This is a genomic window from Pseudomonas sp. Mn2068, assembly GCF_049319725.1.
GTDB lineage: Bacteria > Pseudomonadota > Gammaproteobacteria > Pseudomonadales > Pseudomonadaceae > Aquipseudomonas > Aquipseudomonas gingeri.
Map to the genome: position 1 here is coordinate 153153 of NZ_JBMOUG010000008.1, position 20400 is coordinate 173552.

17 protein-coding genes are annotated in these 20400 nt (G+C 62.7%); 12 read left to right on the forward strand and 5 right to left on the reverse strand.

Going from position 1 to position 20400, the window contains the following annotated elements; all coding sequences use genetic code 11:
- Positions 1–99: 99 nt before the first annotated feature.
- Positions 100–1260, reverse strand: coding sequence for an acetylornithine deacetylase (argE, locus tag ACL9RJ_RS19605; RefSeq protein WP_103032768.1), 1161 nt, complete (start codon positions 1258–1260; stop codon positions 100–102).
- Between the two features lie 319 nt (positions 1261–1579).
- On the opposite strand from argE, the gene ACL9RJ_RS19610 reads away from it, so the two are divergent.
- A complete protein-coding gene (locus tag ACL9RJ_RS19610; protein WP_017125411.1) occupies positions 1580–2947 on the forward strand; it encodes an inorganic triphosphatase in 1368 nt (455 codons plus the stop codon).
- Between the two features lie 229 nt (positions 2948–3176).
- Entirely contained in the window at positions 3177–4958 is a 1782-nt protein-coding gene (locus ACL9RJ_RS19615; RefSeq protein WP_103032769.1) for a GspE/PulE family protein, read from the forward strand.
- Positions 4959–5000: 42 nt separating this feature from the next.
- On the opposite strand, the gene ACL9RJ_RS19620 is transcribed toward ACL9RJ_RS19615, so the two are convergent.
- Complete coding sequence (locus ACL9RJ_RS19620; RefSeq protein WP_017125414.1) at positions 5001–6023, reverse strand: hypothetical protein; 1023 nt, start codon at positions 6021–6023, stop codon at positions 5001–5003.
- Positions 6024–6184: 161 nt separating this feature from the next.
- On the opposite strand from ACL9RJ_RS19620, the gene ACL9RJ_RS19625 reads away from it, so the two are divergent.
- The 3 genes from ACL9RJ_RS19625 (at position 6185) to ACL9RJ_RS19635 (ending at position 7950) form a co-directional block, all read left to right on the forward strand.
- On the forward strand, positions 6185–7105 hold the full coding sequence (locus ACL9RJ_RS19625) for an SPFH domain-containing protein (RefSeq protein ID WP_017125415.1): 921 nt from the start codon (positions 6185–6187) through the stop codon (positions 7103–7105).
- Between the two features lie 9 nt (positions 7106–7114).
- Complete coding sequence (locus tag ACL9RJ_RS19630) at positions 7115–7564, forward strand: NfeD family protein (protein WP_017125416.1); 450 nt, start codon at positions 7115–7117, stop codon at positions 7562–7564.
- Between the two features lie 68 nt (positions 7565–7632).
- Positions 7633–7950: a DUF2388 domain-containing protein gene (locus tag ACL9RJ_RS19635; RefSeq protein WP_017125417.1), complete on the forward strand. Its 318-nt coding sequence runs from the start codon at positions 7633–7635 to the stop codon at positions 7948–7950.
- Positions 7951–8020: 70 nt separating this feature from the next.
- On the opposite strand, the gene ACL9RJ_RS19640 is transcribed toward ACL9RJ_RS19635, so the two are convergent.
- Positions 8021–8683: a TetR/AcrR family transcriptional regulator gene (locus tag ACL9RJ_RS19640; protein WP_017125418.1), complete on the reverse strand. Its 663-nt coding sequence runs from the start codon at positions 8681–8683 to the stop codon at positions 8021–8023.
- A gap of 144 nt (positions 8684–8827) precedes the next feature.
- Here ACL9RJ_RS19640 and phlG point away from each other — a divergent pair, with 144 nt between their 5' ends.
- Entirely contained in the window at positions 8828–9706 is an 879-nt protein-coding gene (gene phlG, locus ACL9RJ_RS19645; RefSeq protein WP_017125419.1) for a 2,4-diacetylphloroglucinol hydrolase, read from the forward strand.
- 48 nt (positions 9707–9754) lie between these two features.
- Here phlG and ACL9RJ_RS19650 read toward each other — a convergent pair whose 3' ends face one another.
- Positions 9755–10357 carry a TetR/AcrR family transcriptional regulator gene (locus tag ACL9RJ_RS19650; RefSeq protein WP_103033105.1) on the reverse strand — a complete coding sequence of 201 codons (603 nt, stop codon included), beginning with the start codon at positions 10355–10357 and terminating at the stop codon, positions 9755–9757.
- A 456-nt stretch (positions 10358–10813) separates the two neighbouring features.
- Here ACL9RJ_RS19650 and ACL9RJ_RS19655 point away from each other — a divergent pair, with 456 nt between their 5' ends.
- From ACL9RJ_RS19655 to ACL9RJ_RS19680, 6 genes are all read left to right on the forward strand, one after another.
- Positions 10814–11902: a hydroxymethylglutaryl-CoA synthase gene (locus tag ACL9RJ_RS19655; RefSeq protein WP_042935087.1), complete on the forward strand. Its 1089-nt coding sequence runs from the start codon at positions 10814–10816 to the stop codon at positions 11900–11902.
- Between the two features lie 29 nt (positions 11903–11931).
- Positions 11932–13128, forward strand: a complete 1197-nt coding sequence (locus tag ACL9RJ_RS19660) for a thiolase family protein (RefSeq protein ID WP_042935088.1) — start codon at positions 11932–11934, stop codon at positions 13126–13128.
- Between the two features lie 11 nt (positions 13129–13139).
- Positions 13140–13580, forward strand: coding sequence for a Zn-ribbon domain-containing OB-fold protein (locus tag ACL9RJ_RS19665; protein ID WP_017125423.1), 441 nt, complete (start codon positions 13140–13142; stop codon positions 13578–13580).
- 215 nt (positions 13581–13795) lie between these two features.
- Complete coding sequence (locus ACL9RJ_RS19670; RefSeq protein WP_042935089.1) at positions 13796–14845, forward strand: type III polyketide synthase; 1050 nt, start codon at positions 13796–13798, stop codon at positions 14843–14845.
- A gap of 151 nt (positions 14846–14996) precedes the next feature.
- Positions 14997–16274: an MFS transporter gene (locus ACL9RJ_RS19675; RefSeq protein WP_177118635.1), complete on the forward strand. Its 1278-nt coding sequence runs from the start codon at positions 14997–14999 to the stop codon at positions 16272–16274.
- 6 nt (positions 16275–16280) lie between these two features.
- A complete protein-coding gene (locus ACL9RJ_RS19680) occupies positions 16281–17207 on the forward strand; it encodes a fumarylacetoacetate hydrolase (protein ID WP_177118634.1) in 927 nt (308 codons plus the stop codon).
- Here the strand turns inward: ACL9RJ_RS19680 and gcvP are convergent.
- A complete protein-coding gene (gene gcvP / locus ACL9RJ_RS19685) occupies positions 17198–20071 on the reverse strand; it encodes an aminomethyl-transferring glycine dehydrogenase (protein WP_422765572.1) in 2874 nt (957 codons plus the stop codon). The genes ACL9RJ_RS19680 and gcvP overlap by 10 nt on opposite strands.
- Between the last annotated feature and the right edge of the window lie 329 nt (positions 20072–20400).

A 20400-nucleotide genomic window follows, 5' to 3' on the forward strand; every position in this document is an offset into this window, starting at 1 on the left:
GCAACATGAAAACGCACAACGGGCTGTTGGTTATCGTCGGAACAGGCTTGGCGACACGCGGGCTCTCCTTAATCGGTAACGGATGGTCTGGCCTGGCATTTAACGCAAGGTCGGGGCCGGGCTCAAGCAATAATGTTCAATCAGTTCACGCAGTAACGCCACGGTAGGCTGCAAACGTGACATTTCGAGGTATTCCCCCGGTTGATGCGCACACGCGATATCGCCAGGGCCGAGTACCAGGGTCTCGCAGCCAAGGCGCTGAAGATAAGGCGCTTCGGTGCCGAACGCCACTGCTTGTGCACGATGGCCGGTGAGTTTTTCGGCGATGCGCACCAGTTCGGCATCCGCCACCTGTTCGAAGGGCGGCACCTCGGGGAACAACGGCGCATAGTCGATCCGGACCTGGTGCAGTTCCGCCAGGGGTTCGAGCTTGGCGCGGATCGCCGCACGCAGCACGCCCGGGTCCATGCCAGGCAGCGGCCGCAGGTCGAACTCCAGGGAACATTGGCCGCAGATGCGGTTGGGGTTGTCGCCGCCATGGATACAGCCGAAGTTCAGGGTCGGCTGCGGCACGCTGAACTGCGGGTTGTTGTACTCGCGCTGCCACTGCCAGCGCAGGCCCTTGAGCTCGCCGATCGCATCGTGCATGGCTTCAAGGGCGCTGTGCCCCAGGCTTGGATCCGACGAATGGCCACTGCGCCCGAGGATTTCGATGCGCTCCATCATCACGCCCTTGTGCAGGCGGATCGGCTTGAGCCCGGTCGGCTCGCCGATCACCGCCGCGCGCCCCAGCGGCCGCCCGGCCTCGGCCAGCGCGCGGGCACCGGACATCGAGCTTTCTTCGTCGCAGGTGGCCAGGATCAGCAACGGCTGCTTGAACGGCTGGTCGAGCAACGGCTTGACCGCCTCGATGGCCAGGGCAAAAAAGCCCTTCATGTCGCAACTGCCCAGGCCGACCCAGCGGCCGTCGACCTCGGTCAGTTTCAGCGGGTCGGTCTGCCACAGCGCCTCGTCGAACGGCACGGTATCGCTGTGCCCGGCCAGCACCAGCCCGCCGGGACCGCTGCCGAAGCTGGCCAGCAGATTGAATTTTCCGGGGCTGACCGGCTGGATATCGCAGCTGAAGCCCAGGTCGCCGAGCCATCCCGCCAGCAGGTCGATCACCGGCCGGTTGCTCTGGTCCAGGTTCGGCTGGGTACAACTGACGGAGGGAACTGCGATCAGGGCAGCGAATTGATCTTTCATCGACGGCAAAAGCATACACTTGCTCCTTGTTCACAGGACGGCCCCTGCTGCACGCCTCCAGGCCTCACGCCATCCTGTGGGAGCCCGGCTCGCCGGCGATGACGTCCTCAAGGACAACGCATGGCATGACGGCCTCATCGCCGGCAAGCCGGACTCCTGCAAGGATCGCGTGGATTTCGAAATCGATCGGCATCCGGGCGATGCCCCATCATAGAGCCATCCAACGCCCGGAATAAACCGCCGCGACGCGTGCGACCCGCTTGTCCTGTACACTGCACGGCCTAGGCAGCCACCCTTTTCCCCGGCTGCGCTCCCGATCCTGGATTTTCCGGCCATGCAGAAAGAAACCGAAATCAAACTCCGCGTCAGCCGCGAAACCCTCGCCGCCTTGCGCGAGCACCCGCTTTTGAAGAAGCGCAACAAAAGTGGCTGGGAACGTCGCGAGCTGACGAATCAGTATTTCGACACCCCCGAACGCGACCTGGCCAAGGCCAAGGTCGCCCTGCGCCTGCGCCGTGACGGCGAAGAAGTGATCCAAACCCTCAAGACCCGTGGCCAGAGCGTCGCCGGGCTGTCGGAACGCAACGAGTACGACTGGCACCTGCCCAAGGCCAAGCTCGATGTGAAGAAGCTCGACGGCGAATGCTGGCCAGTAGCACTGGCCGAGCTGGACAAGAAGACCCTGAAGCCGATCTTCACCACCGATTTCGTCCGCGAACGGGCAGAAATCGCCTGGGGGCGCGGCAAGTCCAAGGTGGTGATCGAAGCCGCTCTGGACCTGGGCTTCGTTGTCGCCGGCAAGCAGAAGGAAGAAATCTGCGAGCTGGAACTGGAATTGCGCGAAGGCGAGCCGGCCGCCCTGCTGGAACTGGCTGCCGAGCTGGCCGCGAAGCTGGCACTGATGCCCTGCGACATCAGCAAGGCCGAGCGCGGCTATCGCCTGTTCGACGCCAACAGCTACTCCCTGAGCCTGCCGGCCCCGCAACTGACCGCCGAGATGCCGCTGGACGACGCCTTCGCCGCCCTGGCCTGGCATTTGCTCGGCAGCAGCCAGCGACTGGCCGAGCAATACCGCTTCAACGGCCACTGGCGCCTGCTGCAGGATTGGGTCGCGCAACTGATCGAATTGCGCGCCCTGGTCGGCAGCCTCGGCCAGGCCGCGCCACGGCAGGCGACCAGCGAGCTGCGCAGTGCCCTGGATGCGCTGCTGGAAGACTGGCGTCCGTTGCTCAACGCCGGTGCGGAAGACGAAGACGTGCGCAAGGCCGCGCCGGAACAGTTCCTCGAGGAGCTGGAAGACGTGCGCTGGGGCCTGTTCTCCCTGAACACCTCGCGCTGGTTGCTGGCCCGTAGCTGGGCGGCCGACCGTACCACCCGCGGCAACCGCCAGGGCGCGGCGCAGTTGCAGAACTGGCTGCCACGCCTGCTGGCCGAGGAAGCCACTTCGTTGCAACTGGGACGCTACCAGCAGCAACCGGAAGATCTCGCCGAGCAACTGCCGCGCATCGAGCGGATCCAGGCCTGGCTGCACCTGGCCCGTGGCGTGCTGGACCTGCCGGACCTGGATCGCCTGTTCGGCGAACTGAACAAGCTGGCCCAACTGGCGGAACTGGATATCAGCGAAGAAGTCCTGGAAGCGCGGGTGCAGCAGGCGCTGACGGTGTTCCAGAGCCGTGCCTGGAAGACCTTGCTGCGCCTGTAACCTCGCAACCTGCATGAGCCTGGCTGGCCAGCGCAGCTTCTGGCGGTGCTCAGAACCTCTGCGCGGGCAGGCCGGGATGCCGGCCGGGCCCCCGCTGAAAAAAATAGCAATCTTTGTCTTGGTATCGGACCAAACGTCAGGCAGCCTCGCGACTATTCTTTGCAATCCAGGGTCAGACAGGGACTACGTCTGAATCAATGGTTGCAAGACCGCCTGAATAGGAGCCCGCATGCCCGTCGCCCCACTCTCCCAGGACCGCTGGCTGGATCTCAACGAGCTGCTGCGCGAACTGGTCGCCCAGGGTTTTATCAGCCAGGACTCGGCCGAGCACGCCCTGACCATCCGGCGCAACGCGCAGAACAGCCAGTTGCATCCGCTGGAATTCATCGCCAGCCAGCACCTGCCCGACCAGAGCCGCCCCGGCAAGCCGCTGGAGCTCGAGAACCTGACTTTGTGGCTGGCGCAACAGGTCGGCCAGCCGTACCTGCGCATCGATCCGCTGAAAATCAACGTCGCCGCGATCATGCCGCTGATGTCCTATGCCTTTGCCCAGCGCCACAAGATCCTCGCCGTCGCGGTGGATCACGACGGCGTGACCATCGCCAGCGCCCAGCCCCACGTAAAGGCCTGGGAAGCCGACCTGAGCCATGTGCTCAAGCTGCCGATCAAGCGGGTGGTGGCCAACCCGGTGGATATCCAGCGCTACACCGTGGAATTCTTCCGCCTGGCGAAGTCGGTTAGCGGCGCCAACATGGTCGACCAGAAAGGCCATAACCTGGGCAACTTCGAGCAACTGCTGAACCTCGGCGCCAGCGACCAGGAACCGGACGCCAACGACGCGCATATCGTCAATATCGTCGACTGGCTGTTCCAGTACGCGTTCCAGCAACGGGCCAGCGATATCCATATCGAGCCGCGGCGCGAGCAGGGCACGGTGCGTTTTCGCATCGACGGTGTACTGCACAACGTCTACCAGTTCCCGCCCCAGGTGACCATGGCGATTGTCAGCCGCCTCAAGAGCCTGGGTCGGATGAATGTCGCGGAAAAACGCAAACCCCAGGACGGCCGGATCAAGACCAAGACCCCGGACGGCGGCGAAGTGGAATTGCGCCTGTCGACCCTGCCGACCGCGTTCGGCGAGAAGATGGTCATGCGCATCTTCGATCCGGAAGTGCTGCTCAAGGATTTCGACCAGCTCGGCTTCTCCGCCGAAGACCTGCGCCGCTGGCAGGACATGACCCGCCAGCCCAACGGCATCATCCTGGTGACCGGGCCCACCGGCTCGGGCAAGACCACCACGCTGTACACCACGCTGAAAAAGCTGGCGACTCCGGAGGTCAACCTCTGCACCATCGAAGACCCGATCGAGATGGTCGAGCCGGCCTTCAACCAGATGCAGGTCCAGCACAATATCGACCTGACCTTCGCCAGCGGCGTACGCGCCCTGATGCGCCAGGACCCGGACATCATCATGATCGGCGAGATCCGCGATCTGGAAACCGCCGAGATGGCGATCCAGGCGGCGCTGACCGGGCACCTGGTGCTCTCGACCCTACACACCAACGACGCGCCGAGCGCCATCAGCCGTTTGCTGGAACTGGGTGTACCGCATTACCTGATCAAGGCCACGGTGCTCGGCGTCATGGCCCAGCGCCTGGTGCGCACCCTGTGCCCACACTGCAAGGCACCGCAGAGCCTGTCCGAGGAAGACTGGCAGACCCTGACCCGGCCCTGGCAGGCACCGCTGCCCACCGGCGCGCAGCGCGCCATCGGCTGCCTGGAGTGCCGCGATACCGGTTATCGCGGGCGAGCCGGGGTCTACGAGATCATGTTGCTCAGCGACAGCGTGAAGGCGCTGATCCATGCCGATACCGACCTGCTGGCGGTGCGCCGCCAGGCGTTCATGGAAGGCATGCGCAGCTTGCGCCTGTCCGGCGCGCAGAAGGTCGCGGCGGGGCTGACCACCATCGAGGAAGTGCTGCGGGTCACGCCTCAGAGCGAACAGCGCTGAACGTGCCGCGACCAGTGTCCGGGCCCGTCCGGCAGGCGTTCATTACGGGGTGATCTCCAACCAGTCGATCACCCCGACCTCGGCATTGGCCTTGATGCTCACCGAGTCCTCATTGCCACGACGCTGGAGGATCGAACGGCCCAGGCTGACCTTTTCTCCCGTGCGCAGATTGACGGCATCCTGCGCCCTGGAAGGGCTGAACAACCAGGCGCCGCCGGCATCGCCCCTTACCCGCGTGCCCGCCACGTAGCGCCAGTCCCCCAGCGTGGCGGACTGGGCCAGTTGGCCCTGCCAGGCCAGCGGCTGGCGCTGCGCATCGAGCATCATGCGCAGCGCCGCCAGTTGCAGGCCGTCGAGGTCGATGCTCAGGTTGTCGGCGTCCTCGGCCCGCAGCATCCAACCCGACCTGTCGCCAGAGACCACCGTGCCCACCGGCCAGTCCACCCCGGCCACACCCATCCCGGGGACCAGGCCACACTCTTTGAAATGCCAGCGACTTGGCCGGAACCTGTCGTCGGCTGCATGCCCGAAGACCACCCAGGCACTTGCGGCACAGGACCAGCCCTGCACCATCCGGTCATGCTCGAGACGTACACGGGCGTTGTCGGAGCCCCAGGAAAAATCCAGCGCCACCACCGGCAACCCGAGGACATCGAGGGCACCGGGCAATTCGATTGACGTCAGGCTTTGCAGGCCGTGCGCCTGGGGCTGCCCCTGCCAGTCCAGCGCCTCCAAGGTACCGATATGCGCCTGGCTGCCCGCCGGAAAATGCAGTTCGCCCAACTGCAGATCAGCTTGCAGGCGAGGGTTCAGTGCCTGCCGTTGCGATTCGGCTTCCTCGTCGATCCGCTGGAAATCCCGCCACATCAGCCCGCCCAGTCCGGCAAACACCAGGGCGACCAGTATCAGCACTGCGTAACGCCGGGGGTTGCGCCGCAGGTGATCGCGCGTCGGCGCGAACAGCGAGGCCACCAGCACCCACAGCAACCCGGCGGCACTGAGCGCCGCCAGCGCGATCAGCAGGAAAACCAGGAAAATGACGGAGGGATCGGGACCGAAGATCATCGAAACCAGGCGCTCACAGGATGCGACAGTGAAAGGACCGCCAAATTAGCATGGCCCGACCTCTACACTTGAATACAAATGAAACACTTATCTTCAACCAGGCTCGCTACAATCATTCCACTATCGCCACCTCGATAAACACTTGAACACAGGGAACCGTCATGCAAATCGGTAGCGTGCTTCTGCTTTTCGTCGGCCTGGCCATTGCCATCGTCTTCATGGGCTTCAAGGTCGTACCCCAGGGGTATCAGTGGACGGTGGAACGCTTCGGCCGCTACACCACCACCCTCAAGCCCGGCCTGAACATCATCGTCCCGGTCATGGACCGTATCGGGCGCAAGATCAACGTGATGGAAAGCGTGCTGGATATCCCGCCCCAGGAAGTCATCACGTCCGACAACGCCACCGTGCAGATCGACGCGGTGTGTTTCTTCCAGGTGGTCAATACGGCCCAGGCGGCCTACGAGGTGAACAACCTCGAACACGCCATCCGTAACCTGCTGCAGACCAACATCCGCACCGTGCTCGGCTCCATGGAACTCGATGCCATGCTCGGCCAGCGCGACACCATCAACGAGAAACTGCTGCGCACCGTCGATGAAGCCACCGCACCGTGGGGCATCAAGATCACCCGGATCGAAATCAAGGACATCAGCCCGCCCGCCGACCTGATGGCGGCAATGTCCGGGCAGATGAAGGCCGAACGGGTCAAGCGCGCGCAGATCCTCGAGGCCGAAGGCCTGCGGGCTTCGGCGATCCTGACCGCCGAAGGCAAGAAGCAGGCGCAGATCCTCGAAGCCGAAGGTAATCGCCAGGCCGCCTTCCTCGAATCCGAGGCCCGCGAACGGGAAGCCGAGGCCGAGGCCCGGGCGACCCAGGTGGTGTCCGAGGCGATCGCCAACGGCAACGTGCAGGCGGTCAACTACTTCGTCGCGCAGAAATACATCGATGCCCTCGGCAAGCTGGCCTCGGCCAACAACAGCAAGGTGATCCTGATGCCGCTCGAAGCCAGCCAGGTCATCGGCGCGGTCGGCGGCATCGGCGAAATCGTCAAGGCCACTTTCGACGGCAAGAAGGCCTGAGGCACCGCCATGTGGGAATTCCTGCAACACCTGTCCTTCTGGGACTGGCTGGCCCTCGGCACGATCCTGCTGATACTCGAAGTGTTCGGCGCCGGCGGCTACCTGCTGTGGGTCGGCATTGCCGCGGCAGCGGTCGGCGTGTTGACCTTCGTGATTCCCGGCCTGCCGTGGACCGTGCAATTCCTGTTGTTCGGCCTGCTCTCGGTGCTGACGGCGGTGTACTGGTGGAAACGCCAGCGCAGCGCCGCCAGCGTCAGCGACCAGCCGGGCCTCAACGAACGCGGCCATGAGCTGATCGGCAAGACCTTCGTGGTACACGCGGCGATCAGCAACGGTCGCGGCAAGGTCAAGGTCGGCGATGGCGTATGGATGGTCACCGGCCCCGACGCCGAGGTCGGTGCACGGGTCCGGGTGGTCGGCCAGAACGGCACGATCCTGCAGGTCGAAACCGTTGAATGAAGACAATGGAACTCCGCATCGATAACCGCAATCCAACGGTTCATATACCCCCATGCGGAGTCACCACCATGCGTCTCAAATATGCTGTCGCCACCCTGGCATTGCTGTCCATCCCCGTTGGCTCGGCCATGGCCGACGGTTTCTGGCGCAACGTCATTTCGTCCGGAGCCACCACCGGCTCGACCTACCTGACCTTCAAGGACCACAAGCTGATCGTCGCCGCCCAGGACGATGCCGGCAGCTTTGTTGCCAGCGACGGCAATATCCGCGGCCCTTATCTGGAAGCCGCCATGCAGAAAGTGCGTGCCGATAATCCGGACCTGAAAGCAAGCGACATGGAACTGGCCAACGCGATCCTGGCGAAGAACGCACTGGCAGACGAATGATCGACAGCTCGTCGAACTGAATGATGAAAACGCCGACAGCCTGTCGGCGTTTTTCGTTTCTGCCACTCCGTTATTGCGCCGCTACCGCCTTCAGCCCCGCCAGGGCGTAAGTCATCATGTGCTCGATCAGCGCCTGGGGCTCGATATCCAGGCCCGGCAACACGTTCTGGCTCAGGGTCTCATGGGCCAGCAGCAGGAACAGGCAAGGGGCGAATACCCCCAGCGCACAGCGCAACGTGGTCGGGTGGTCGTCCGGCAGGTTCATGATCTGCCCGAGGATGCCACGGAAGATCTTCGCCTTGGGATACGCCTGCTGTTCCAGCACCGAGGGCAACAGGCTCGAGGGCGACAGCAGTTCCCGACTGAGGACCTTGAGGGCCCAGGCCTCGCGATGATCCTGCAGGCGCTCCACCAGCACCGTGATGATCAACCGCAACTTGTCCTCGGCAGGTGCCGGGCTCTGGCTCAGGCTGAGCAGGGTATCGATGCGCAGCAGGCGATCATGGGCCTCCAGCAGGACGGCCCGGTACAGGCCGTCCTTGTTCTCGAAGTGATAGTTGACCGAGGCGGCATTCGACCTGGAGTTTTCACAGACCTGCTTGCTGGTGGTATTGGCGTATCCCAGCTGCGCGAACAACTGACCCGCCGTTTCCAGGATCTGCTGGCGGGTCGCCTGGCCATCCTGGCGCTGGGCACGTTGAGAGGCGGTCTGGTTGGGACCGGACACGGGCATGGGATTCCTCACTAGATCAAATTCAAATTTGACTTTTATTTATACACGGCTTAGTTTCAAATCAACCACTCCCCTCGACAGGCGTGGACGCTGCCGACAGATGCTGTCAGGTCCACAGCCGTTTAGCCAAAGGAAATTACCGCAATGGATGCGCGCGTCATGACCCCGTTCACCTACTTCTCCCTGCCGATGCAGAAGCTGTTCCTGCGCAACCGCGAGGCGATCAAGGACAAGCCCTACGCCAGGTATTTCAGCGGGCACATGCAGGTTCCGCTGTCTGCCGTGCGCGGGATCCAGCAAGGACCACTGGCTCCGGAACAGACGCTGACGCCGGGCATCGAGGATATCAATCGTCTGCTGGAAGCGGATTTCATCAGCGCCGAGTCGGGTTATGCCCTGCTGCCCGGGCCCATGGCCTACGTCCAGAGCCGCAAGTTCTTTCCCGGCTGCACCGCAGAGATGTTCAAGTGGTGGTTCATGTGGCATCCGCTCGAGGCCGAGCGCTATACCCTGTGGTTTCCCTATGCCCATGTCAGCAATCCCTGCGTCAATCACGAACGGCTCAAGGACGATTCCCTGAGTTTCGAAGAACGCTTGTACGGCAATACCTTCTGCGCCTCGGAATATGTCGGTGATCGCCTGATGCACCTGCATATCCACTTCCAGGAACCGGAGAAACTGGGCCTGCGCACCGAGCTGTACCGGGATGCGAAGATCGACGGCAGCGTCAGCGCGCTGATGAGCCTCGCCGAACAACCGGATGTGCCGGTGTCGCTGATGGTCCACCTGTTCAAGCAGACCCCGGATGGCCTCTACCTGACCAGCCGCTACTGGGTCGGCAGCCATCCGTCGATGGCGCGTTTCCCCGGTGCCGAACGCGCCGCGGCGCTGCTGCAGGCCAACGGCCTGGGTGAGGCGGAACTGGAGACCCTGGCCTACGAGTTCGCCGTCCACGACCTGTGCGAATTCAACCACCTGGCCAGTTTCCTGCCGGATCTGTACCGGGAATTCAGCGCCGGCTGAATCACCGGGCAAGGCATTCCGCCCGGCGGGCGGAATGACCTCCAGGCCTCAGCGTTGCCCCGCCGGACACACACCGTTTATCAGAAGCGTCGTAAATTCCCCGATATCCTGTTCCGCTGTCAGTTGCTCGGTCAGCAGGCGATACCAGCAAAAACCGAAGATCATATCGAGCAGCAATTCGCGATTGGTGTCCTTTGGCAGTTCACCATTACTGATGGCATTTTCCACCAGCTTCTTCGGCATCTCCCGCCGCCGCTCCATGAACTGGTCCTTGAGCTGGACCAGGGTGACCGGATCCAGCTGGGCCTCCGCGATGACACAGCGAAAAGCCTCGCCACAAATCGTCTCACGCCATACCTTCCAGAGATTGTGCAGCAAAAAGTCGAGATCTGCCTTGAAAGAGCCGAGATCAGGAAACTTCCTCACCTGCTCGCTTTCATTCTCGTAAACCTCGGCGATCAACGCCGCCTTGTTGTTCCACCAACGGTAGATCGTCGGCTTACTGGCACCCGCCCGTCGGGCAACCGACTCGATACTGAGTCCCGAATAACCGCATTCCTTGAGAATCTCGATCGTCGAACTGAGGATGGCCTTATGGGTGTGGGGGCTTCGTAGGGAACCGATGGAGCTGCGAGAGGGTGTACGAGCCACGGTGAAATCTCCAGGCAGGGTGCTTGACAAAAGCAACGCAAGGTATAGGATTCCCTCGAAATTAAATGAAACGGTCCGTTTCGTTTCATTTCGATGAAACTATGAACGACTGACTTAGATCAATCTGTTTTCCGATTTTCTCATTAGCGTGCAGGAAACAAAGCCTTCTGCTCAGGGCATCCCCCATCAGTCGGCAGCTGTTTTTTCCACCTATGAAATCAAGTCATTTGTTTTATGAATCAAACGATACGTTTCGTATCATAGCAGCTTGAGAGGTAAAAAGGCAATATTTGGCACGTTTTCAGACCCATCGGTCGAAAACGCCAAGTAGTTGAAATCACTGGATAAAACGGCGTTCCCAAGACTCAGGGCTCTACAAACTGTTTTCCGTATGTTTCACGGTGTCTGGCAAGACGCCACCAGGGTTTTCTGACAAAGAATGGAATCAAGAGGAAAATGAACGTGAAAAAAGTAGGGATAGTGAGCTACGGCACCGGCGTTCCCGTTTGTCGCTTGAAAGTCGAAGACGTCATCAACGTCTGGAAGAACACCGATCTGCACCTGGTGCAAAACCAGCTGGGTGTGACCGAAAGAGCGGTGCTGCAACCGGACGAAGATGTCATCACCCTCGGGGTCCTGGCGGCCCAGCGGGCACTCGACAAGGTCCCCGGCAGCAGCGTCGAAGCCCTCTACCTGGGCACTTGCACCAACCCCTATGACTCCCGCGCCTCGGCCTCGGTCATTCTCGAAATGCTCGGCGCCGGCTACGACGCCTACTGCGCCGACGTACAGTTCGCCGGCAAGTCAGGCACTTCGGCCCTGCAGATCTGCCAGGCGCTGGTAGCGTCCGGCATGACCGGCAGCGCCATCGCCATCGGCGCCGACACCATCAACCGCAACACCGCCCCCGGCGACCTCACGGAATCCTACGCCGGTGCCGGTGCGGCGGCGCTGCTGGTGGGCACGCAGAATGTCATCGCCGAATTCGACGGCAGCTTTTCCTGCGCGGCCGACGTCGCCGACAACATTCGCCCGCAAGGCGACCGCTACATCCGCTCCGGGATGGGCCTGGGCTCGGACAAGAACAGCATCGGCCTGGAAGACCAGACCCGCCGGGCGGCCGAAGGCCTGATGGCCAAGCTGCGCACCGAACCGAAGGACTACGACTACGTGGTGTTCCAGCAGAACCTGGTGTCCACGCCCTACTCCCTGGCCAGGCACCTGGGCTTCGAGCCCAAGCAGGTCGAACCCGGTATCTACGCCGGCAGCGTGGGCGACGCCGGCGCCGCCAGCCCGCTGCTCGGCCTGATCAACGTGCTCGACCAGGCACGCCCGGGGCAGAAGATCCTGCTGGTGTCCTACGGTTTCGGGGCCGGCAGCGACGCCATCGCCCTGACCGTCACACCGGCCATCGAGGCCTACCAGAAACACAACAAACCGCTGCGCGACCTGCTCGAAAACAAGCTGTACGTCGATTACGGCACTTCCATCAAATACGAGTTCAAGTATTTGCGGGCCGATTACGCCCTGACCGCCTACCTCTGATTTCGCCTGTCTACGCAAGGAGCATGAACATGTGCGCACGTCGTGTTGCAATCGTTTCGGCCGCTTACACGCCGAAACCGGGAAGTTCGCGGGTCCGGCAGACGTTCAAGGAAATGATCGTCGAGTCGGCCTACAAAGCCATCAAGGACGCCAGGATGCACCCGCGGGAAATCCAGGGTGTGGCCTACGGTTATCACGGTGAAGGCATTTCGGAATACGGCGGCCTCGGGCCGACGATCTCCGACGCCCTGGGCATCAGCCCGGCACCGACCTTCATGAGCACGGCCAACTGCACCAGCAGTTCGGTGTCGTTCCAGATGGGCCATCAGATGATCGCCTCCGGGGAATACGACATCGTCCTGGTCGGCGGCTTCGAGAAGATGACCGACCACTTCAACTACGCCGAGTACATCGGCTCCAGTACCGAGTGCGAGTACGACTACTTCCTCGGCATCTCCCACACCGACGCCTTCGCCCTGGCGACGGCGGAGTACTTCCAGAAGTTCGGCTACGCCGGGCGCGAGGCCGATGTACTGGCGACCTTCGGCCGGCAGATGCGCATCTATGCGCAGAACACCCCGAATGCCACCCGCTACGGACTGCCGATTCCGTCCCTCGAGGCCCTGAAGAACAGCGAAGCCTTCGGCTCGATGCTGGCCTGGGGCGAAGCCAGCGGCTGCGCCATCCTGGTCGCCGAACACCTGGCCCACAAGTACACCGACAAACCGGTGTTCGTCCGTGGCTGTGCCTACACCGGGGTGTCCCACTACTTCGGTACCCGCTTCCACAATCCCACCCTGCATCACCCGGGCCTGCCCAAGGATGTCGGCATGGCGGTCTCGGCCAACTCGATCGCCTGCGCGGAAATCGCCTACAAGAAAGCCGGGATCACCGCCAAGGATATCGACGTGGCGCAGGTCTACGACCTGCTCGGCGCCGGCCTGATCCAGATGGAATCCATGGGCATCTGCGGCAAGGGCCAGGCCGGCGACTTTGTCCTCGAAGGCGGTATCGCCATCGACGGCCAGCTACCGCTGAACACCGACGGCGGCAATATCGGCCGCGGCCATGCCTCCGGCTGCGACGGCATCCTGCACATCACCGAACTGTTCCGCCAGTTGCGCGGCGAATCCGACAACCAGGTCAAGGGCGCACGCATCGGCGTGTCGCAGAACCTGGGGGGTTACGCCGCCCACAACTCAGTGATCGTTCTTTCCAACGACTAAGGAGCCGGACCATGTCCATGTACCCCGAACAGATCCACCGGATGACCACCGCCAGCATGCTTCGCGAATGGCGCGAACATGGCGGCAAATACCGCCTGGAAGGCAGCCAGTGTGAAGAGTGCAATGAAATCTTCTTCCCACGCCGGACGGTCTGCGGTGCCTGCAACTCGCTGAGCGTCAAGCCCTACCGCTGTGCCCGCAGCGGCAAGATCGAAGTCATGGCCCATGCCGAGAACCCGATCCTCGCCGCCATGGGCTACGGCGAAACCGTACCGCGCTGCATGGCGATGGTGCGCCTGGACGATGGCCTGGTCATCGCCTCGGAAATCGTCGACGTCACCCACCCGGAACAACTCAAGGCCGGCGCGCCGGTACGCATGGTCGTGCGCAAGCACGTCCGGGAAAGCAACCTGGCCTGGCAATACGCCTACAAGTTTGTCCTGGATATATAAGTAACATGCAACTTGCAGGGCGTCAGTTATTGACGCCCTGCCCTCCCGATATCAAAAACAAGAACTGTGCGTCAGCTTTATAACAACGGCCTCTACATATATTGCAGAAGCCTTTAAGACCCTGTTGCTTCAGGGGCTACGGACTGCCTTCGTCTTAAAAGCGGGGAATGACTCCCCATACTCATTATTGGCCTATATATAGCCGAGGATTCATCATGTCTACTCTTTGTCTCCCACACGTACTGTTCCCGAAAAACAAGATTACCCAGCAACAGATGATCGACCACCTGGAAAGCCTGCACGCCGACCATCCGCGCATGGCGGTGGCCAAGCGCATGATCCAGAACACCGAGGTCAACGAACGCCACCTGATCCTGCCGATCGACGAACTGGCGGTGCATACCGGCTTCACCCACCGCAGCATCGTCTATGAGCGCGAAGCCCGCCAGATGTCCTCCGCCGCGGCCCGCCAGGCCATTGAAAACGCGGGCCTGACGGTCAACGACATCCGCATGGTGGTAGTCACCTCCTGCACCGGCTTCATGATGCCGTCGCTGACCGCGCACCTGATCAACGACCTCGACCTGCCGACCTCCACCGTGCAGTTGCCGATCGCCCAGCTCGGCTGTGTCGCCGGGGCCGCCGCCATCAACCGGGCCAATGACTTCGCCAAGCTGGACGCGCGCAATCATGTATTGATCGTTTCCCTTGAGTTCTCTTCGCTGTGTTACCAGCCCAACGATACCAAGTTGCATGCCTTTATTTCCGCCGCGCTGTTTGGCGACGCCGTTTCCGCCTGTGTATTGCGCGCGGATGATCAGGCAGCGGGTTTCAAGATCCACTCGACCAACTCGTTCTTCCTGCCGAAAAGCGAGCACTACATCAAATACGATGTAAAGGACACCGGCTTCCACTTCACCCTGGATAAAGCCGTGATGAACTCCATCAAGGATGTCGCGCCGATCATGGAGAAACTCAACTACGACACGTTCGAACAGAACTGCGCGCAGAATGACTTCTTCATCTTCCATACCGGCGGCCGCAAGATCCTCGACGAACTGGTCCTGCAACTGGACCTCGCCTCCAACCGTGTCTCGCAGTCGCGCACCAGCCTTTCCGAAGCCGGCAATATCGCCAGCGTGGTGGTGTTCGACGTGCTCAAGCGACAGTTCGAGGCCGGTCTGAATCCGGGCGACGTCGGCATGCTGGCGGCTTTCGGTCCGGGCTTCACCGCCGAAATGTCCGTGGGTGAATGGGCGGCCTGACAGGCCGGATATCTGCTCGGGCAACGGGGAACCGCTACGCAAGCCCTGACCGTCAATCGACGCCAGGGCTTGCCGCGCGCCCTCGGGCATCGCGCAAGACGGCGCAGCGCTTCATTGCGCCTGGTTCATGGTTTCACACGGAAGATGAGCGATGAACACAGACAATCACACGACGCTGCCCAGGCGGCGTTACGAACGACGCATGGTACTGCTGCTGTCCCTGAGTTTCGGGCTGGTCGGGCTTGATCGCTTTATCATCCTGCCGCTGTTCCCGGTGATCATGCACGACCTGCACCTGGATTATCAGGACCTCGGTTTTCTCTCGGCCGCGCTGGCCTTCACCTGGGGTTTTTCGGCCCTCGGCGCGGGCTACGTGATCGATCGCCTGGGGCGCAAGAACGCCCTGGTCCTGTCGATCGCCGTGCTGTCCCTGCTGGCGGGGCTCTCGGCCCTGGCCAGCGGCCTGTTCGGCCTGGTGCTCCTTCGCGCCCTGATGGGACTTTGCGAGGGCGCGTTCACGCCGACCAGCATCATCGTCACCGACGAGGTCTCGCATCCCGACCGACGCGGGCAGAACCTGGGTTTCCAGCAGGCGCTGTTTCCGATTCTCGGCCTGTGCCTGGGACCGCTGCTGGCAGCCAGCCTGCTGGAACTGTTCGGCTCCTGGCGCACGGTGTTCGCGATCATTTCCCTGCCCGGCCTGCTGCTGGCCGCCTACCTGTGGAAGGTCTATCGACCGGCTCCGCTGTCCGGGCAGCAACGGCAAGCCCGTGGCAATGCCCGGAACTGGCTGGCGGCCTTCAGGAGCGGCAATGTCAGCCTGAACATCCTGATCATGTTCTGCATCCTCACCTGCCAGTTCGTCCTGTGCGCGATGCTGCCCAGCTACCTCACGGACTACCTGCACCTGGAAACCCTGTCCATGGCCGTGGTGATTTCCGCCATCGGCATCGGCGGTTTCATCGGCCAGTTGATCATTCCGGCGCTGTCGGACCGGTTGGGACGCCGGCCGGTGGTCATGGTTTCATTCATGACCAGCGCGACACTGGTGGGCCTGCTGATCATCTGCCCGGCGATCACCGGTCTGCTGTTCCTGTTGCTGTTCCTGCTGTCGTTCTTCAATTTCAGCTTGATCTGCATGACCGTCGGCCCGCTGACCAGCGAGTCGGTGCCGGCGGCGCTACTGCCCACGGCCACCGGCATCGTCGTGGGCTTCGGCGAGATCCTCGGGGGTGGCGTATCCCCCGCCGTCGCCGGTTATGCCGCCACTCATTTCGGCCTGCCATCCATTCTGTACGTCGCCCTGGCCGGAAGCATCGCCGGCCTGCTGTTGTCACTGTGCCTGCGCGACAGCCAGGCACGACGCACCCCCGCCTCCGTCCTGCAGCCCATGGAAGCGTTGCCGGCAAGCCTGACCCTGAAGGAGTAGAGAATCATGGGACACTATTTGATGTTGCTCGACCTGTGCCAGCAGGAGCACCGTGGCATCGGCCTGTTCGATTTCCAGACCGGCCGCAACGCCCGGCTGTTTCCCGAGCAGGGCGGGTTGTATGAGACGCTGCAGTACTGCAGCCGCTGGCACCTGGGCTGGGCCGACCACCTCAAGTCCCTGCCGGCCAGCACCAGCACCCGGGAAATCAGTCTGCGGCCACCGCTCAAGCCCGCCAACAACCTGCTGGCCCAGGTCAGCGCGGTCAGCCTGGCGACCCCGAAGCGCAACCAGGCGTGGTTCTACAAAGGCAACGGCAGCCTGCTCAAGACCGATGGCGAAGCGCTGAACATCCCCTATCACGCCCTGAGCATCGCCAGCGAACCGGGGATCGTCTGCATCTATATGGTCGATCCTTTTGGCAAGTTGCGTTTCGTCGGTTTCACCCTCGGCAACGAAGTGCAGGACCCGCTGCTCGGCAACCTCGACTCACCGGATGCTCTGCAGGCCAGCCTGCGCGAATGCGCGATTGCCCCGGCCATGATTCTCGGGGAGATGCAGTGCCGGCTGTCCATCAACGCCCGTATCGAACGCCTGGACGCGCAGATTTCCTCTCGTGAATACGTCATCGAACTGAAGGAATGGCAGGCGCTGCGCCGCTATACCCAGGCGTTCCTCGAACAGCATGAGCAGTTCCTCCAGCCCGGCATGCTGCACTACGTGTTTCATGGCCTGGAGCGGCGGGACAACCCCGCGCAGCTGCAACACGGCGACTGGCTCGACCTCGATTGCCCGGAGCTGGAACTGGGCATGAGCAACCGCATCGTCGAGGAAGAACTGCTGCACCTGTATCCCTTGGGCAAGCGCCTGGTCGATAGCAGCCTGCCGGCGCGGGCGGCGGCCCTGCGGCAGCGCCCCGGTGCTCAGCGATAATCGTCCACCGGCACGCAGGCGCAGAACAGGTTGCGGTCACCGTAGACGTTGTCCACCCGGTTCACCGTCGGCCAGTATTTGTGCGCCCGGGTGTGAGCCGTCGGGGTCACCGCCTGTTCGATGCTGTAGGGGCGCTCCCAGACCCCGGTGATATCCGCCAGGGTGTGGGGCGAGCGCTTGAGCGGGTTGTCCTCGGCGGACCAGTTGCCGTTCTGCACCTCGGCAATCTCCGCGCGGATGCGCAGCATGGCCTCGACAAAACGGTCCAGTTCCGCCTTCGACTCGCTTTCGGTGGGCTCGACCATCAAGGTGCCCGGCACCGGGAATGACATGGTCGGGGCATGGAAACCGTAGTCCATCAGGCGCTTGGCGACGTCCTCCTCACTGATCCCGGTCTGGGCCTTGAGTGGGCGCAGGTCGAGAATGCACTCATGGGCGACGCGGCCATTGCGTCCGCTGTAGAGCACCGGGAACGCACCACCGAGCTGCTGTGCCAGGTAGTTCGCGGCGAGGATCGCCACCTCGCTGGCATCGGCCAGTTGCGGCCCCATCATCGCGATATACATCCAGCTGATGGGCAGGATGCTCGCGCTGCCCCAGGGCGCCGCGCTGACCGCGCCGTTCTGCGGCAACGGCCCGTCGTTGGGCACCACCGGGTGGTTGGCGACGAAAGGCGCCAGGTGCGCCCGCACGCCGATCGGCCCCATGCCCGGCCCGCCGCCGCCATGGGGGATGCAGAAAGTCTTGTGCAGGTTCATGTGGGAGACATCGGCACCGATATCCGCCGGCCGGGCCAGGCCGACCTGGGCGTTGAGATTGGCCCCGTCCATGTACACCTGGCCGCCGTGGCGGTGGATGACTTCACAGATCTCGCCGATGCCTTCCTCGTACACACCATGTGTCGACGGGTAGGTCGCCATCAGGCAGGACAGGTGATCGCCGGCGGCCAGAGCCTTGGCCTTGAGGTCTTCGAGCTCGACATTGCCGGCCTCGTCGCACTCGACGATCACCACCTGCATGCCGGCCATCTGCGCCGAGGCCGGGTTGGTGCCATGGGCCGATGACGGGATCAGGCAGATATTGCGCGCGCCCTGCTGACGGCTTTCGTGATACTTGCGGATCGCCAGCAGCCCGGCGTACTCGCCCTGGGCACCGGAGTTGGGCTGCATGCAGATGGCGTCGAAACCGGTAATCGCGCAAAGCCAGCGTTCCAGCTCCTCGATCATCGCCGCGTAGCCCTGGACCTGTTCGCGCGGGGCGAACGGGTGCAGGTTGGCAAAGCCCGGCCAGGTGATGGGAATCATCTCGCTGCTGGCATTGAGCTTCATGGTGCAGGAGCCCAGCGGGATCATCGACTGGTTGAGGGCCAGGTCCTTGTTCTCCAGTTGCTTGAGGTAGCGCAGCATCTCGGTTTCGCTGTGATGGGCATTGAACACCGGATGGGTCAGGTACGCGGAACGGCGTTGCAGGTCGTCCGGAATACCGCTGTCCAGGGCTTGCGCGTCCAGTTCGGCGACGTCCAGGCCGTGATCGGCACCGAGGAAGATATCCAGCAGGCGCAACACCGTGGTCTCATCGCAGGTCTCGTCCAGGCTCAGGCCCAGCTGACCACGCCCGAGAATCCGCAGGTTGATCTGCGCCGCCCGGGCACTTTCGAGGATGGCCGTCTGACTGCCACCGACCTCCAGGGTGAGGGTGTCGAAAAAGTGCCGGTTGAGGCGCGCGATGCCCTTGCGCTCAAGGCCGCTGGCGAGGATGCAGGTCAGCCGGTGGACCCGCTGGGCGATGCGCCTGAGCCCTTCGGGTCCGTGGTAGACCGCGTAGAAGCTGGCGATATTGGCCAGCAGCACCTGGGCCGTGCAGATATTCGAGTTGGCCTTTTCCCGGCGGATATGTTGCTCGCGGGTCTGCAAGGCCATGCGCAGGGCCATGTTGCCCCGGGCATCCCGGGACACGCCGATGATCCGCCCGGGAATCGCCCGCTTGTACTCATCGCGGGTGGCGAAATACGCCGCGTGCGGCCCACCGTAGCCCATGGGCACGCCGAAACGCTGGGACGAACCGAACACCACGTCCGCCCCCAGCTCGCCGGGCGGCGTCAGCAGCAACAGGCTCAACAGGTCGGCCGCGACGCAGGCCAACGCCTGCCGGGCATGCAATTGCTCGATCAGCGGCCGCAGGTCACGGATCTCGCCATGGGTATCGGGGTACTGCAGCAAGGCACCGAATACCTGGTGCTGGCTCAAGTTATCCACAGGCCCGACCACCAGCTCGAAACCGAAGCCCTCGGCCCGGGTGCGCACCACGGAAATCGTCTGTGGATGGCACTGCTCATCGACGAAGAACAGGTTGCTTTTCGCCTTCGCCACCCGCTTGGCCAGGGCCATGGCTTCCGCCGCCGCGGTGGCTTCGTCGAGCAGCGAGGCATTGGCCAGTTCCAGGCCGGTCAGGTCGATGGTCAGTTGCTGGAAATTGAGCAGGGCTTCCAGCCGGCCCTGGGCGATTTCCGGTTGATAGGGGGTATAGGCGGTATACCAGCCGGGGTTCTCCAGGACATTGCGCAGGATGACCGTCGGTGTCAGGGTGCCGTGGTACCCCATGCCGATCAGGCTGGTCCAGAGCTGGTTCTGCTGGGCATAACCGCGCAACTTGTCCAGGGCCGCCTGCTCGTCCAGCGCCGCGGGCAAGTCCAGTTCGCGATTCAGGCGGATGCCAGGCGGTACCGTCTGCTCGATCAGTTCGACCCGGCTCCCGAGCCCGAGGACATCGAGCATCGCCTGCTGTTCGGCGGCATCCGGGCCCAGGTGACGACGCAGAAAAGCCTGGGGATCTCGCAACTGGCTCAAGGACGGCGATAGGGACATGACGGGCTCTCTCTTGGCGGCGCGCAGCGTCGAGGCAACACGGGAATCACCGAGACGACGACGGGTGGACACGTCGTTTCGGCCACTGTGCAAGCAGCATAGCAGCCCGCCTCCCGGGGCGCCGCGAAGCGTCCGTTCAGCATCAGGACAGCAAAAAGAACCGAAATTTCACATCAAATCAGTATCATCGACAGCATCGCGGCCTAGTGGCCTGTGTGGCCAGTTCTGTTAGTCAACTTCGGCGCCATAAGCCCCTGTCCTGCGTTGCTGTTCCTCGCCATAGCGGGCTATGACTCGTCACAGCGCCTTGGTCAGGAACTTCTGGCATC

Bases quoted from the DNA above. Each gene is read 5' to 3' on its own strand.
- argE (WP_103032768.1), bottom strand. From the start codon at position 1,260: ATGCTTTTGCCGTCGATGAAAGATCAATTCGCTGCCCTGATCGCAGTT.
- ACL9RJ_RS19610 (WP_017125411.1), top strand. From the start codon at position 1,580: ATGCAGAAAGAAACCGAAATCAAACTCCGCGTCAGCCGCGAAACCCTC.
- ACL9RJ_RS19615 (WP_103032769.1), top strand. From the start codon at position 3,177: ATGCCCGTCGCCCCACTCTCCCAGGACCGCTGGCTGGATCTCAACGAG.
- ACL9RJ_RS19620 (WP_017125414.1), bottom strand. From the start codon at position 6,023: ATGATCTTCGGTCCCGATCCCTCCGTCATTTTCCTGGTTTTCCTGCTG.
- ACL9RJ_RS19625 (WP_017125415.1), top strand. From the start codon at position 6,185: ATGCAAATCGGTAGCGTGCTTCTGCTTTTCGTCGGCCTGGCCATTGCC.
- ACL9RJ_RS19630 (WP_017125416.1), top strand. From the start codon at position 7,115: ATGTGGGAATTCCTGCAACACCTGTCCTTCTGGGACTGGCTGGCCCTC.
- ACL9RJ_RS19635 (WP_017125417.1), top strand. From the start codon at position 7,633: ATGCGTCTCAAATATGCTGTCGCCACCCTGGCATTGCTGTCCATCCCC.
- ACL9RJ_RS19640 (WP_017125418.1), bottom strand. From the start codon at position 8,683: ATGCCCGTGTCCGGTCCCAACCAGACCGCCTCTCAACGTGCCCAGCGC.
- phlG (WP_017125419.1), top strand. From the start codon at position 8,828: ATGGATGCGCGCGTCATGACCCCGTTCACCTACTTCTCCCTGCCGATG.
- ACL9RJ_RS19655 (WP_042935087.1), top strand. From the start codon at position 10,814: ATGAACGTGAAAAAAGTAGGGATAGTGAGCTACGGCACCGGCGTTCCC.
- ACL9RJ_RS19660 (WP_042935088.1), top strand. From the start codon at position 11,932: ATGTGCGCACGTCGTGTTGCAATCGTTTCGGCCGCTTACACGCCGAAA.
- ACL9RJ_RS19665 (WP_017125423.1), top strand. From the start codon at position 13,140: ATGTCCATGTACCCCGAACAGATCCACCGGATGACCACCGCCAGCATG.
- ACL9RJ_RS19670 (WP_042935089.1), top strand. From the start codon at position 13,796: ATGTCTACTCTTTGTCTCCCACACGTACTGTTCCCGAAAAACAAGATT.
- ACL9RJ_RS19675 (WP_177118635.1), top strand. From the start codon at position 14,997: ATGAACACAGACAATCACACGACGCTGCCCAGGCGGCGTTACGAACGA.
- ACL9RJ_RS19680 (WP_177118634.1), top strand. From the start codon at position 16,281: ATGGGACACTATTTGATGTTGCTCGACCTGTGCCAGCAGGAGCACCGT.
- gcvP (WP_422765572.1), bottom strand. From the start codon at position 20,071: ATGTCCCTATCGCCGTCCTTGAGCCAGTTGCGAGATCCCCAGGCTTTT.